This is a genomic window from Streptomyces sp. NPDC007157 (genome assembly GCF_040634235.1).
Classification (GTDB): domain Bacteria; phylum Actinomycetota; class Actinomycetes; order Streptomycetales; family Streptomycetaceae; genus Streptomyces.
This window is the reverse complement of the sequence record NZ_JBEYFE010000011.1, coordinates 1-14,375: the sequence shown is the minus strand read 5'-3', so window position 1 is coordinate 14,375 and position 14,375 is coordinate 1. Positions and strand designations below refer to the sequence as shown.

Sequence of the window (14,375 nt, the reverse complement as noted above, 5' to 3'; positions counted from 1 at the left end):
GCCGCGGAACACAGCGGAGTTCCACGGGGCGGCACAGTCAGGCGGCGGCGCGGGACAGGTCGCGGGCCATGGAGATGAGCCGAGGCGCGTAGCGCTTCAGACTCTGCGGGCGGAAGGAACAGACGGAGACGGCCGCGACGGATGTACGGGTCTCGGGATCAAGGATCGGTACGGCGACACAGTGCAGGCCGTCCCTCAACTCGCCCTCGTCGTAAGCGAGACCCTCCTCACGCACTCGCGCCAGGTCCTGCTCAAGCCGGTCGGCGCTGTGGATCGTCCGCGCGGTGAACCGCTGGAACGGGCCGGCCATGACGGGTTCCAGTTGTTCGTCCGAGGCGTACGCGAGCATGGCCTTGCCCAACGCGGTGGCATGCGCGGGCCGCCGCGTTCCGACGGCCGTGGGAGAACTTCCGGTGCTGTGCCCGAACAGTTTCTCCAGGTAGAGCACGTCTGTGCCGCTGAGCGTGGCCAGGTGCACGGTGTCCCGGCTCCCGGCGTACAGCTCGGTCAGGTAGGGCATCGCCCGCCGCCTGAGTCCGGTGGACCGGATGGCGGTGGGGCCGGCCCGGTTCCCGACCTCGAAGAGGCGCTCGGTGAGGCAGTAGCGCCCGCCGATCTTCCGGACGAAGCCGCCCTTGACCATGATCGACAACAGTCGGTGCGCGGTCGATTTCGGGACCCCGACCATGTGCGCGAGCTCCGTCACACCCAGGACGGTCTTCGGTCCCCGGAAGGCGTCGAGCATGACCAGCACCTTCGCGGCGGAGGTGTCCGCCAGGCCCGTCCGCGCCTCGGCCTGTCGCGACGTCATATCCGACACGTCGGCGGGAACACCGATCAGACCACTCACCTAAGTCGCCTCCCTCGCCGACAGCCATCATGTAAATGGCCATTTACATGTACGACATTTACGCCTGCCGGGGGCGGCTGTCAAGGCGAGGACGGGGTGGCCGGCTCACAGGTGTGCCGCGATGTGGAACAGCGCCCTTCCGGTGACCTAGGCCCCACGAGCAGGGTGAATGTCATGTCGGCTCACCCGATCCGCGGTCGGCCCGAGGCCGTCGGCCAGGGTCCGGACGGTGAGCACGAATCACGTAGGAGTGACGTATGCCGCAGACGCTGACGGCCGAGGGAACCAGCCGTACCGTCCGGACGAAGCGCTGGAAGATCCACTACAACGAAGCGGGCGAGGGTCCGCCGATCCTGATGCTGCACGGCAGTGGCCCGGGCGCCACCGGCTGGAGCAACTTCGGACCCAACATGGCGATGCTGGCCGATCGCTTCCGGGTGATCGCCGTGGACATGCCCGGCTGGGGCGCCTCCGACGCCGTCGCGCCGCAGGACCGTGACCACGTCGAAGCGGCCCTGCAACTGCTGGAAGCCCTGGAGATCGACAAGGCGGCCTTCGTCGGGAACTCGCTGGGCGGCCTCATCTCCGTCGCCTTCGCGGTCCGGCACCCCGACCGGATCTCGCGCCTGGTCACGATGGGCTCCGGAGCCCCGGGGGTGAGCCTGTCGCTCTTCGGCCCGGGCGGCGGCCTCAGCGAGGGCCTGAAGGTCCTGCTCAAGGGCTACCACGACCCCTCGCCCGAGACGATCCGCGAGCTGGTCGAGATCATGACGTACGACTCCGCCTTCGCCACCGACGAACTGGTCCGCCAGCGCTCGGACGAGGCCCGTCGCCGCCCCGACCATCTGGCCCACTTCCTCGCGGGCGGGCTCGGCGCCGACATGCCCAGCGGGATCACCGCGGACCACATCGCCGCGATCCGGGTCCCGTCGCTGCACTTCCACGGCCGGGACGACCGGGTCGTGCACTTCGAGAACTCGCTGAAGCTGGTCTCGCTGATCCCCGACTCCCGCATGGTCCTGATGAACCGGTGCGGCCACTGGCTCCAGCTCGAACACGCCGACGAGTTCAACCGTCTCGTCGCCGACTTCGTCTCCGCGCCGTGAGCGCGAGGGCACCGACGCCCGGCAGAACTTCAATGCAGGAGGAAGGACGGATCATGGCTGAGGTCATCGGTCTTGGATATGTGGTCGTCGAGGCTCAAGACCTCGACGCATGGCGGAAGTTCGCCCTTGATCTGCTCGGTCTGCAGCCGGCCGTGGACACACCGGAAAGGCTCCTGCTGCGGATGGACGAGAAGGCGTACCGCCTCGACATCCGCCGTGGCGACACCGACCAGGTCACCGCGATCGGCTGGGAGGTGAAGGGCCCGAAGGAGTTGGAGGAGATCTCGGCGCGGTTGGAGAGCAACGGCTACTCCGTCAAGCGGGCGGCCGAGGACGCGGTGACAACACGTCAGGTGAGCGGGCTCGTCGAGTTCGACGACCCCAGCGGCCAGCGGCTGGAACTCTTCTGGGGCCTCCTGGAGGCGAACCAGCGGTTCGTGTCGCCCACCGGGGCCCGCTTCCTCACCGGGCGGGGCGGGATGGGCCACGTCTTCCAGTTCACCGCCGACGGCGCTGCCCAGAGCCGGCTGTACCAGGACCTCCTGGGCTTCCGGCTGAGCGACCTCATCGAGTTCGCACCCGGCCAGAGTGGCACGTTCCTCCACGCCAACGAGCGCCATCACTCCTTCGCCTTCGCCTCGGTCCCCGGGCTGACCGGCTTCGGGCACCTGATGATCGAGGTCACCGAACTCGACCTCGTGGGCAGGGCCTGGGACAAGGTCCAGGACGGCGCTGCCCCGATCGCAGCGACCTTCGGCAAGCACACCAACGACGAGATGCTTTCCTTCTACGTGGTGACTCCCTCCGGGTTCCAGGTCGAGTACGGCTACGGCGGCAAGCTGGTCGACGACGCCACCTGGGCGCCGGCCCGTTACGACGCGGCAAGCTACTGGGGCCATCGGCGGGCGGACCCCAGCGAGCCGGACGTGTGACTCGAACGTGTAGGCAACGCGGCATACGCCACGTCACGCGCCGCGGGGTCCTGGTGATACCCCTGATCGTTGCCGGCCGCACCGGCGACAGGCGGGTTCGGCCCCTTGGCCCGCCTCGGCGGGCTGCCTCCCTCGCTGAGGTCCACTCGTCCAGATCCAGTCACTCAGATCCAGTCGTTCAGAACCCGACCTCGTCGGCCCGGAGGCCCCGTTCAATGACGCACACCCCGAACGACCGGCCCGGCCGGGGCACCGGCAAAACCGTGGTCCCGGTGCTCGCCTTCGCGGGCATCGTCGTCGCGGTGATGCAGACCCTGCTCGTCCCGGTCATCAAGGATCTGCCGCTGCTGCTGGACACCGCGCCCAGCGACGCGAGTTGGGTGGTGACCTCGACGCTGCTCTCGGGCGCCGTCGCCACCCCGATCATGGGTCGGCTCGGCGACCTGTACGGCAAGCGGCGGATGCTGATCCTCAGCCTCTCGGTCATGGTGGCCGGCGCTCTGATCAGCGCGCTCAGCAGCACGCTGCTGCCGATGCTGGTTGGCCGTATCCTCCAGGGGTTCGCGCACGGCGCGCTGCCACTCGGCATCGGCCTGATGCGGGACACCCTGCCGCGCGGACAGCTGGGCTCGGCCATGGGGGTGATGGGTTCCTCGATGGGCGTCGGCGGCGGTCTCGCGCTGCCCGCGGCGGCCCTGGTAGCCCAACGCATGGAATGGCACGTCCTGTTCTACGGCGCCGCAGGGCTCGGCACGACGGCCATCGTCCTCACGCTGCTCTTCGTACCGGAGACGACGGTACGCGCGAAGGGCTCCTTCGATCTGCCGGGCGCGGTGGGGTTGTCCGCCGGGCTGGTCATGTTGCTGCTGCCGATCACCAAGGCCGGCGACTGGGGCTGGACGTCCGCCGCGACGTTCGGCCTCTTCGCCGGCGCGCTCGTGACCCTGGTGCTGTGGGTCGTGCTGGAACTGCGCCGGTCGGCGCCGCTGGTGGATCTGCGGACCACGGCCCGGTCCGCGGTGCTGTTCACCAACCTCGTCTCCATCATGATCGGCGTCTCCTTCTTCACCATTTCCCTGGTGCTGCCCCAGCTCCTCCAGCTGCCCACCAGCACCGGCTACGGCCTCGGCCAGTCGATGGTCACCGCGGGCATGCTGGTCGCCCCGCTCGGCCTGACGATGCTCCTGACCGCACCCGTCTACGCCCGTCTGTCGGCGAAGTACGGCCCCAGGGCAACCCTGATCCTCGGCCTTCTTGTCATCGGGATCGGCTATGGCGCCGGCCAGGGCCTGATGAACGCGGCCTGGCAGTCCCTGGTCATCGCGGTACTGGTGGGCGCGGGCCTCGGCCTCGCCTACGCCGCACAGCCGACGCTGATCATGAGCGCGGTCCCGCCCGAGGAGACCGGCGCGGCCAACGGCATCAACACGCTGATGCGGTCCATCGGTACGTCCGTGTCGAGCGCCGTCGTCGGCATGGTGCTGGCCAACACCTCGCAGACCATCGACGGAGTCGCCGTCCCGACCCTGCGGGGCTTCCGCGTCTCCTTCCTGATAGCCACGGTCGCGGTCGCCATCGGCGTGGTCCTGGCCCTGTTCCTGCCCAGGGCCGGCCGCGCCTCGACAGCGCGCGCGGGCTACAAGGAGGAGACGGACCTGGACCGGCACGGAGAGTCCGCCCCCTCCATGCTCGCGCCTGTCGGCAAACACCCATCAGAGCAACCCGGACGGGGCCACTGAGCGCCCCTCAACGAACAGTGCACACCGAACACCGAAAGGTAGACATGAACACCAAGCTCCCTGCCGACCTCAACGAGCGTGTCGTCATCGTCACCGGCGCCGGCACCGGTATCGGCCGCGCCACCGCACGCGCCTACGCCAACGCAGGGGCCAACGTGCTGGCAGTCGGCCGCCGCATCGATGCTCTGGAGGAAACCGCCGCCGGACACCCGTCGATCGCCGTCCACTCGGCCGACCTGAGTGCTCCGGAAGCCGCGGAGGGCGTGATCGCCACCGCCGTCGAGCGCTGGGGACAACTGGACGTCCTGGTCAACAACGCCGGGGTCTTCCGCATGATGCCGCTGGCCGACACCGATCCCGCAGCCGTCACCGCCCTGTTCGACCTGCACGTCCTCGCCCCCAGCCTGCTGGCGCACGCCGCCCTGCCGCATCTGCGCCGGAGCAAGGGCACGATCGTCAACATCTCCAGCACCTACGGCCACAAGGCCGCGCCGAACGCTGCCCACTACGCGGCATCCAAGGCCGCCATCGAACACCTCACCCGTAGCTGGGCCGTTGAACTCGCGGCCGAGGGCATCCGCGTCAACGCCGTCGCCCCCGGCCCGACCGAGAGCGAGGCCCTGGCCGCCGCGGGACTTCCCGACGCGGCCATCGAACAGGCCAAGAAGGCGGAAGCCGCCCTCATTCCACTCGGCCGTCGCGGCGAACCGGAGGAGGTCGCCGAGTGGATCGTCCGCCTCTCCGACCCTGCGACCACCTGGCTAACCGGTCAGGTCCTCACCGTCGACGGTGGCCTGGAACTGGTCTGATACCTCCTCGATCCTGGAGCAGTGCGCCGTGGCCGTCCAAATGGCCGCGGCGCCCTCTTGCATGATGAAGCGATAGGGCCAGGAATGTTATGCCGTCGAAGTCGACGGGCAGGTGGCCTGACCAGCCCATCGACACACCTGACACCTCATCAGAACGAACGTCAAACGAGCGTCAAGATATCGCCCGCCCCACACCGCACATAATGTGCACACACAAAACCCCCGGTCAGGCGCTCTTCGTGACCGGTTCAAGGCTGGCAACGCACTCCACATGGTGCGTCATCGGAAACACGTCACGTTAAGCGGGGAAGGCATAACCGCAGGTCAGGGTTGGTTCCCGGTGCTCCGAGCGCCCCTGCGGGCACCTAGAGCGTCATACGAGCGTCACGGCGACGGTGGTGGAGCCCAGCGCAGTAGACACCGGTGGCGTTCCACGACCCTCACCGTCGCGGTCGGTGCGCTGTCCGTTTCGGCGATCCGTGAGCTGGTCATTCCCGTCACAGGGGATGGGCCGCGCTTCCGATCCGTGGCCCATCCCCCTGGCGTTGTCGACGCGTGCAGCTACTGACGTACAGCGACCCACTGCACGGAAAGGCGCTGCAGAAGCTGCTCGGCCGAGTCGTCGGGGTGGAACTCCCGGAGGACCTGTGCGAGACGCAGGGCGCGGGCCACCTGGGGACCAGGGGAAAGGCCGAGCGCCTCCATGACGTCGGAGGCGGAGACGATCAGGGCACCGGTCGTGTCGGCGAGAAGTGCCCACTCGGCGCGGAGGCGGATCTCACGGTCGAAGTCGGCATCGTGCGCCAGCTTCTCGAGTGCCTTCGCCCACCGCACCCGGTACCTTGCATGGATGCTGTTCAGCTTCTGATCGTTGAACCGCTGAAGCCCCAGGTCTCCCGCAGCCTCCTGAAGGCTTTGCCTGTAGCGCGGATAGTCCTGACGCTCCAAGGCGGCACGCCACTGCAACACCAGCGTGGACTTCTCCGGACTACGCTCGACGGACTTGGCTATGGCCAGCATGAAGTGGGCATACGCCTCGTTCTGTTCGAGCAGCCTGGCCAAGCAGTGCTGCCATTCAACGGTGGACTGGGGCACAACTGACCCGCAGGCCCGCTCAAACCACTCGTTGCAAATTCGCTCGGTATCCTCGCTCTCGGACACCGAAGCGTCCATGTGATGGACCAGGAACGCGCGCAACCGGCGCATCGTGTCCGCAAAGTCCTTCTCGGGCGGCGTGTGTCCCAGGGCCGCCGCCTGTTCGTAGAGCCACCTGCTGGACGCCGCCCATGCCTCCGAGTACCACGCCCGCATCCATATCGTGGCGAAGAAGAAAGCGGTCTGCGGGTGGGTGAAGTCGGGTGGAGGCAGACTGACGTCCGTGCCAGCTGAGCGCCTCAGCAAGTGGCGGGCGAGCCGGTCGAGATTGCGATGGACGCCGGTGATGCGATTCCAGGCGGCCGCAGGCGCGACCGGCGGGGTGGACTGCGTCGTTGTCACCGTGCACCTCGCACTTTGCTCTGCCGATGGGCGGCAGGACCCAGAAGCGTGGGCCCACGACGCTCTCCAGGTTCCCGCGGAGGCTCCAGCCGCGGACCGATCATGTTGAACGAGATGTAGGCGTCAAGAGTCCTGCCTTCGACGGCCTGATCGGGTCCGAAGCCGGACGGGTCGAAGGGGAGCTCCCGCTGGTACCCCTCGACCCAACAGCGACCGCCCTGGAAGTTCGCGTCGACCCGGAGGACTCTGGCCCTGAAGACTCGGGGAGCACCGTCCTCCCAGCTCGACACGTAGACGTTGATCACGCGGCGGCGATCCCGCTGCTCCAGTGAGAGCCGGTCCAGGTCCCGGAACGCCTCCATCGCCCGGTCGATGCTGCCCAGGTGGAAGAGCGCCAGCGCGCGCATGAAGTGGACCCTGAGCGAAGGCATCGCGTCGTAGGCCGACGCAAGCTCCGTGAGCTCGAGGCATTCCTGCCAGGCAGCCTGATCCAGCGGCAGGGTCTGTCGCTCACCCGAGAGGAAGCGCTCACCGGTTCGCGCGAACCACAGCAGATCGACGGCAAGGCGCACGCAGCGTTCGTCTTGGAGCCGGAGGGGATTCCGCCTGAGATGCTCCAGAGCCCGCTGCACTCCCTCCTGGTTGGGTTCATTGTTGATGAAGCCACTGACTTTCAGGGCATAGAAGAAGGCGGCCAGCGGCTCGTCGTACGCCTCGAGCTTTTTCAGTTGCTGCTCTGCCAGGAAATGGTCGCTCGCCAGCGAGGCGATATCCACGAACTTGCTGTGGTACAGGCCGGCCTGTCCGGGCTCTAGAGTCTCCGGGTCGATCACTGTCAGGGCGCTCAGGCAGTCACCGACCAGCGTGGCTGCGGTCTCGTCGGACAGCGCTCCCGCTTTGAACGTGTCCCGGGTAGCCCAGCAGAGCACATCCACCGGGTAGTAATTGGTCGCCTCACACTCCAGAGCCGACTGGACGCTTCGTTTGAGCTCCCGGAGTTCGCCCGAGATGTACTCCTCGCTCGGCAACGTCTGAGGGATGCCGCCGCCGGGTCCGGAGTGGAGCAGTTCGTACAGTTGGGAGCCCCGGACGCTGGCCTGCTCGACGTAGAGATTCAGGCGGATGTCCCGCCGGTGACCCAGGTCTTCCGCTTCCCGCAGCGCCTCGTCCACCGCCTCCTGCGCTGCCTCCAAGGCACGGCGCCGCAGGTCGACGTCCGGTCCCTGCCGGCGCTGGTCCCACACCGCCCACTCACGCCGCATGTTCACTTCTTTGTGGGTGAGCCGAGCGTGAATCACAGGGTTGGTCACCAGCATTCTCAGCTTGGCGATGGAGTCAGCGATCAGCAGGTACTGGGCCCCGTACTTCCGCTGCTCCCGGTTCTTCTGCGGGCCGATCGCGGTGAGGAGCGCCATGACGAACTCGATCTCCGGGCCGCCATTACGGGCTCGGGAATCAGGCCGGACCAGCTCGATCACTTCGGAAATCTGAGCCGCCTCCCGCTCCTCCCCCCATCTGCGGGCGCCGGTCAGCAGGGTTGCCTCCAACTGGTTGCGCCCTCCGAGTGTGTAATTGCCCTGTTCGTCCTCGTCCCAGCGGATTATGTCTATGCCACTCAGCAGGTCCGGAAGATTCCGGACGCCGTCGCGGCCGATGGTGCGCAGGGCAAGTTCAAGTGGCGTGCGCAGACCGTGGCTGTGAATCAGCAGGATCAGGCTGAGGAGGCGCTCGTATGGGTCGTCCTGCCAGGCGGCCGCCCCCTCTTCCGAGGTACCCGGGAGTGCTTCCAGGCCGTGCAGCAGGCCGGCCTCCTCCAGGGCCGCCGCCATGATCGTGGACGGCTCGTAGTTGACCCGCGTACGGGCGGCATGGCCCAGGCGCTCCTCGGAACGCCTCAGCTCGAGCACCAAGCCGCGGGACAGAGGAGCGTGCGCGTCGGGCAGCAGGCGGTACAGAGCCGACAGGAACGACCGATCGCGAGCCACGATCGCCTCGTCCGCGCCCTTGAGGACGATGCCAAAGTCCGCCAGGTAGCGGGTGAAGCGGTCAAGCTCCCTTCCGGCGATGGTGGCCGGCGCCTCAACGAAATCCTTATCTCGCCGGTACCGGGAGGCCGTCCTCACCTGCTTGTCAGCCCGCCCGCGCTTTCTGCCGCCGCCGTCGCCGAACTGGTCCGCGTCCCAGTAGCAACTGCCAACCATGACCACCTTGCGGCCCCGGCTGCGCAGATAGTCGAAGAGTCGCTGGTACTCCTCAGGCTCCAGCATGCCGTCCCACACGATCAGAGTGTTGGCCCCTGACTGTTCCTCCGCCCACAGGCAGAAGTCGTCGAGTGCCTGAAACTCCGGGCGCGTCGACTTGCGCGGGATATGGAGGACGACTCGCCTCCCCGTCCGGGCGGTCTGGAAGGCCAGTCGAGCCAGAGCGACGCTCTTCCCCGTCCCCGACTGACCGACGACCAGAAGCGGCCCCTGTCGTTCCGGGGATGCGGCTGCATCTTCGACCAAGTCCGTCAAGACCTTCTCGAAGTTGCGCTGGAAGGGGAGTCCGCGGGCGTGCGCCCACCAGGTCGGCGAGCCGTCGCTCGCACCGAGAAACTCGCGGAACTTCTGGAAGCGCCGATGCTTGGACTCAGCAGGCGGATCGTCCAGGAGGTCCACGTCCACCGGGCGGGCGTGCGGCAGAATCCGCTGCCAGCGACTCCGCTCGATGGGCAGGCGTCGGTCGCCTACGCGTACCGCGTGGGTTGAGGTTGTGGTCGGGCCGCCGTCGCTCAAACGACCAGTGCTGCGTGCCTCCTCCACCAGGGAGGCGAATGTCTCCCGATGCGGGACAAGCACCTTGAGATTGATCGCCTCACGTATGAACTCGTCCGCGAGGATTTCGTCGGTCGTGGAGAACAGGTGCACCTGGTTCGCGACCGCGTCGCAGATCTGGCTGTAGAGCGTCTCGGGGTCGAGCCAGTCGTTGAGGGACCACCCCTCCACCACCAGCAAACCCCGCGGGGTCAGTCCGTCCGTAACGATCCGCGACAGAGCCTCGGCTGCCAACGCTTTGCGTCGCGACAACTCCATCTTCGTCGCGGGCGGTCTTTCGTCGACCGGCTGATCAACGCCTCCGAAGAGCATGAGCGCCTGGACGTCGGCCATGTCGCGCGACAGGCGCGTCCGGTCGCGCTGGGGCACAGTCTCCTGGACCGTCCGCCAGTCCTGTCTGAGACCCAGCCGCCACGAGGGATCGACGGCCGAGGAGAGCACGCCGTTCCATGGGAACTCCAGCGTGGTCTTCAATGACGGCGGCAGTACCAGTGCACGTCCAGCATCACTGAGCGCCTCGGCAGCTGCCTCACGGCTGTCCGGAGCGGCGCCAAGGATTGCCTGATAGGCGGTCTCGGGCAAGTTGTCCATACCCAGTGACCTGGCTAGAGGTCCTACCAGCGGGTCGTGCCCCGTTTCGATAGATAGATAGCTCTGCCCCAGGAACAAGAAGGACGGACCCCGGTCCAGCCGCTCGAACAGCGCCTGCTTCCCTACCGACATGTCGTCTCCAGGTGAATAACCCCCAGTCGCCCCTGCGTAGACGACGGACCGTCAATTTTGCACTGGAGCAGCAGTTTTCGCACCAGTGTTGCTGATCCGCCAAGTCTGGCATTGCCATACGCCCCCACAGGGTGACGCGGACGACATCGTCGCCCGGGGCGACCGGCTGCACATGAAGGACAACCCCGCCCGCGGAGAGGCATACCGGCAGCTCCTCACCCGCAATGACCTGGACGCCCTGGAAACGCTCAGCTCCTACACCGAGCCGGTCGCGGTCGTCCATGTACGCCTACGACGCGGTGGTCGCCGAGGTCGCCGTCGAGGCCTGCCGCGGCATGGTCCGGGTGCGACGCGTGCTGGGCGTCTTCGACGCGGGGCGCATCATCAGCCCCAAGCTCGCCGACAGCCAGGCCATCGGTGCCAGGGTCGGCGGAATCGGCACAGCCCAGCTCGAACACACCGTCACCGACCACCGCGACGGCCGCATCGTCAACGCGAACCCTCGGTGTGGCACGCGCCCTCGCCAACGCCGTCTTCCACGCCACCGGCCGCCGCGTGCGCGACCTGCAACCCGGACAGTGGGGCAGGAGCCCAGGCGCTGCTCCACGCGGGCCGCGCGGGCACGGTCGAGATAGGTGGAGACTCAGCGACCTGCCCAGAGAAGCTGTCCTCGTCCCATCAGCAGGTAGGAACCGCATCCGGACACCGCCCACGAGCGTCACCTGGGCGTCAAGAATTCACACAGACGCCCTGACAGGACACTGGCGCAGTTCCTTGCTTCCCGACGAACTCGCGGGTCAGACCGTCTCCGCAGCCACGCCGACCACTTGACCTGTTGTTGTCCCGGAAACAGGTCGGGTAGACCGACAGCACCTGAAAAACCGCAGGTCAGAGGCCCTACTGAGCAGGCTCCAAGATCGCCACGCATTTCACGTGCGAGGTCATAGGAAACAGATCCCTTGAGCAGCGCCAGATCCAACACAACCCCGCCAACGCGGCATCAGCCCAATCCACAAGGGACCTGCTGGACGGTACTTTCGTATGCGCTCCTGCCTTCCCGTGCCGCCGTCCGCCGCCTCCCATCCCCTCGCTCCCAGCGTGCCCTATATGAGCCGCTGGTCCCTCGGCAGGTTGGACGCGGCGGACAATACGCGAGGTCGAATTCGACCCGGATTCGACCCGGAGGGTTTGTTTGGCCAAAAAACGTAAAGCGGCAGCCGAGTCGGGCTGTATGCCGGGGGTTCTATTCGAGTCGGGGCCAATCCAAATTCGACACTCGCCACCCCTCAATGAGACTCCCCAGTTCTGCAGAGAATTGCCGCTTACTGCGCAGCCACTTCGACCCGAATTCGACCCCACACCCTGCTACACCCCCCAAGGGTTCCCTCTGACCTGCACAAACAACGACGTGAGGCAGTCGGAGACTGGGACTGCCGGTACCAGGCACATCCGCGGCCGGCGGTGTTGACTGGGGGGCATGACGGCGACGGAACTCGGACGGGCGCTGCGGCGCTGGCGCGACCGGGTGGCCCCGGACGCGGCGGGGCTGCCTGCCGGTGGCCAGCGGCGCGCGGCCGGGCTGCGGCGCGAGGAGCTGGCGCTGCTGGCCGGGATCTCGGTCGACTACATCACCCGCCTCGAACAGGGCCGGGCGGTCAATCCGTCCGTGCAGGTCGTCGAGGCGCTGGCGCGGGCGCTGCGGCTCTCCGCGGACGAGCGGACCTACCTGTTCGGGCTGTCGGGGCTGGTGCCGCCGGGTCCGGACGTGGTTCCCGGGTATCTCACGCCCAGCGTGCAGCGGCTGTTGGACCGGCTGTCCGGCACTCCGGTCGCGGTCTCCGACGCGGCCATGACCCTGCTGGTGGCCAATCCGATGTACGCGGCGCTGATGGGCGACCCGTCCGGTCGGCGCGGCTTCGAACGCAACGGCGTGTGGCGCAACTTCCTCGGCCGGCCGACCCGGGTACGGCACGCGCCCGAGGAACGGCGTGCCTTCGAGGTCGGCATGGTCGCCGAGCTGCGTTCGACGGCCGCCCGCTATCCGGCCGACCGTCAACTACAGCGCATGATCACGGAGTTGCGCGCAGGGAGCGAGCGGTTCGCCGAGCTGTGGGACGCGGGGGTCGTCGGCCGGCTGGAGGCGTCGCGCAAGACCATCGAGCATCCGCAGGTCGGCCTGCTCACGCTGGACTGCGACCAGCTCCGGGTCGAACAGCACGACCTGCACATCCTCGTGTACTCGGCCGAGCCGGGCACCGAGGACGCCGAGAAACTGGAACTGATCTCGGTACTCGGCACCCAGAGCCTGGCCGAGCGGCACTAGCTCCGTAGTTCGCGGGTGGCCGGGACGGGTGACCAGGACGCGGCGTATCTCCCGGCAGGGCACGGGCAGCCCAAGGTCCGCCGCCACGACGGGGTGCCTGAGACGATGCCCCGGTGAACCACTTCTCGTATTTCGGCATCGGTCCTGGTCAGGACCGGCAGCATTTCCCGGAGCCCGGGCCGGCCGAGCCCGGTCGGTGGCCGAAGTTGGAGGCCGCGCTCGCTGTGGTCAACCTCGACCTGGTGGCGACACTGCCGGATCAAGAAGCACTGATACTGATGGTCGACCCGCCGCGGCAGCCTTCTCCTCCGAGCGGGATCGACAGGGGTCAGGTCTATGTGGCGATGCCCGACGGCCGTTGGCACGGCAATTCGGTGAACGCGTGCGACCTGGAGGAGGGCGATCCACCAGAGCCGGACGATGCGTCGACGGTCCTGACCGTGGTCGCGGACGCGGCGCAGTCGACCATCATGGAGTTGCTCTGGCGGGTGTGGCCGATCTGCTCGGAACACAAGATCGGAATGCACCCTCGCCCCGCGGGGACCACTGACGACTGGGACCAGGGCGGACCGTACGCGGCCGGCCCACCAGTGTGGTGGTGCCGGGGCAGCCGGGACGGCGATTGCCACGACGTCTCCCTGGTGGGCGAGTTGGCCGGCACCCTGCCAGGAAAGCAACGTCGCGCACTGCGGCGCAGGCGGCGTCAACTAGATGGCCGCCGATAGCCTCGGGGCCGGACGACTGCGCATGGCCGCCGGAATCCACCTTTCGCCGCCACCCGCGAGTACCGACGACGACATCCGCCTTCTCCCGGATGCTTCGGCCGTCCAGGCTCTCTCGTCCTGAGCTCCTTGTCCCAGGAAGGCTCCGAGCGGAGGCGTTCCGGTGCCGGGTGAGGGGCAAGGACGGCCCTCCACCAGGCGTGATCCGTACACACGGCGCAGGGAAGGCGCGGGACGCCGCGACCTCATGATGCGAGCCATGACCAACTGCTCGTATCGTGAGAAGACAGAGCGGCGCGGTGAGCGGGAAAATTATGGCAGAACCGGCGGTCGACTACGCGGCGGTGTTCCAGGCTCTTCCCGGGGCGGTGGCGCTGGTGACTCCGCAGCTGGTCTTCGCGGACGCCAACGCGGAGTTCCTGCGCCTGCGGGGCCTGCCCCGCGAGCAAGTGGTCGGCAGCTTCATGCCCGAGGACCGCCCCGAAAACGACTCCGCCGAGCCTCTTCTGCTCAGGGTTCTGGCGTCACTGCGCCGGGCCGCGGACACCGGTGAGCGCACCGTCGTACTGCTGCAACGCTTCGACATGAAAGATCCCGACCAGCCCGGGGTATGGCACGAGCGGTATTTCAACGTGACCAACATTCCCGTGTTCGGAGCTGACGGGCGGGTGACGCTGCTGCTGCAGCGGCTGGAGGACGTCACCGAACTCATCCGCGCCCGTGAGGTCGCGCTGACCTTGCAAGAGGCCATGCTGCCCACCCTCCGCCCGGTCGGCCGGCACCCGACGGCCGTCCGCTACCGGCCCGCCGCCGAAGCACTCAGCGTGGCCGGCGACTGGTACGACCTGGTCGACCTGC

At 67.6% G+C, this 14,375-nt stretch carries 10 protein-coding genes and 1 pseudogene; 8 read left to right on the top strand and 3 right to left on the bottom strand.

The features are described from left to right. Nucleotides 1-37: 37 nt before the first annotated feature. The gene (locus ABZ642_RS21180; RefSeq protein ID WP_360486041.1) at nucleotides 38-811 is read right to left on the bottom strand and encodes an IclR family transcriptional regulator; all 774 of its coding nucleotides are present in this window, start codon (nucleotides 809-811) and stop codon (nucleotides 38-40) included. A 296-nt stretch (nucleotides 812-1,107) separates the two neighbouring features. On the opposite strand from ABZ642_RS21180, the gene ABZ642_RS21175 reads away from it, so the two are divergent. From ABZ642_RS21175 to ABZ642_RS21160, 4 genes are all read left to right on the top strand, one after another. Continuing rightward, nucleotides 1,108-1,956 (top strand): alpha/beta hydrolase, encoded by an 849-nt coding sequence (locus ABZ642_RS21175; RefSeq protein WP_360486038.1) that lies wholly within the window; start codon nucleotides 1,108-1,110, stop codon nucleotides 1,954-1,956. Between the two features lie 53 nt (nucleotides 1,957-2,009). After that, nucleotides 2,010-2,888, top strand: a complete 879-nt coding sequence (locus tag ABZ642_RS21170; protein WP_360486035.1) for a VOC family protein — start codon at nucleotides 2,010-2,012, stop codon at nucleotides 2,886-2,888. A gap of 215 nt (nucleotides 2,889-3,103) precedes the next feature. Next, nucleotides 3,104-4,627: an MFS transporter gene (locus ABZ642_RS21165; protein WP_360486032.1), complete on the top strand. Its 1,524-nt coding sequence runs from the start codon at nucleotides 3,104-3,106 to the stop codon at nucleotides 4,625-4,627. 44 nt (nucleotides 4,628-4,671) lie between these two features. Next, nucleotides 4,672-5,436, top strand: coding sequence for an SDR family oxidoreductase (locus tag ABZ642_RS21160; RefSeq protein WP_360486029.1), 765 nt, complete (start codon nucleotides 4,672-4,674; stop codon nucleotides 5,434-5,436). Nucleotides 5,437-5,997: 561 nt separating this feature from the next. On the opposite strand, the gene ABZ642_RS21155 is transcribed toward ABZ642_RS21160, so the two are convergent. Both ABZ642_RS21155 and ABZ642_RS21150 read right to left on the bottom strand, forming a co-directional pair. Beyond that, nucleotides 5,998-6,933, bottom strand: coding sequence for a hypothetical protein (locus tag ABZ642_RS21155; RefSeq protein WP_360486026.1), 936 nt, complete (start codon nucleotides 6,931-6,933; stop codon nucleotides 5,998-6,000). Next, the gene (locus ABZ642_RS21150; RefSeq protein WP_360486023.1) at nucleotides 6,930-10,340 is read right to left on the bottom strand and encodes a hypothetical protein; all 3,411 of its coding nucleotides are present in this window, start codon (nucleotides 10,338-10,340) and stop codon (nucleotides 6,930-6,932) included. The genes ABZ642_RS21155 and ABZ642_RS21150 overlap by 4 nt, the downstream gene beginning before the upstream one ends. Before the next feature lie 250 nt (nucleotides 10,341-10,590). Between ABZ642_RS21150 and ABZ642_RS21145 the strand changes: the two are divergent. The 4 genes and pseudogenes from ABZ642_RS21145 to ABZ642_RS21130 form a co-directional block, all read left to right on the top strand. Next, nucleotides 10,591-11,039, top strand: a pseudogene (locus ABZ642_RS21145) (molybdopterin cofactor-binding domain-containing protein); the annotation flags it as partial. Nucleotides 11,040-11,949: 910 nt separating this feature from the next. Beyond that, nucleotides 11,950-12,795: a helix-turn-helix transcriptional regulator gene (locus ABZ642_RS21140; protein WP_360486020.1), complete on the top strand. Its 846-nt coding sequence runs from the start codon at nucleotides 11,950-11,952 to the stop codon at nucleotides 12,793-12,795. A gap of 113 nt (nucleotides 12,796-12,908) precedes the next feature. Continuing rightward, nucleotides 12,909-13,520 (top strand): hypothetical protein, encoded by a 612-nt coding sequence (locus ABZ642_RS21135; protein WP_360486017.1) that lies wholly within the window; start codon nucleotides 12,909-12,911, stop codon nucleotides 13,518-13,520. A 311-nt stretch (nucleotides 13,521-13,831) separates the two neighbouring features. Further along, a partial coding sequence (locus tag ABZ642_RS21130; RefSeq protein ID WP_360486014.1) for a PAS domain-containing protein occupies nucleotides 13,832-14,375 on the top strand: 544 nt, incomplete at its 3' end.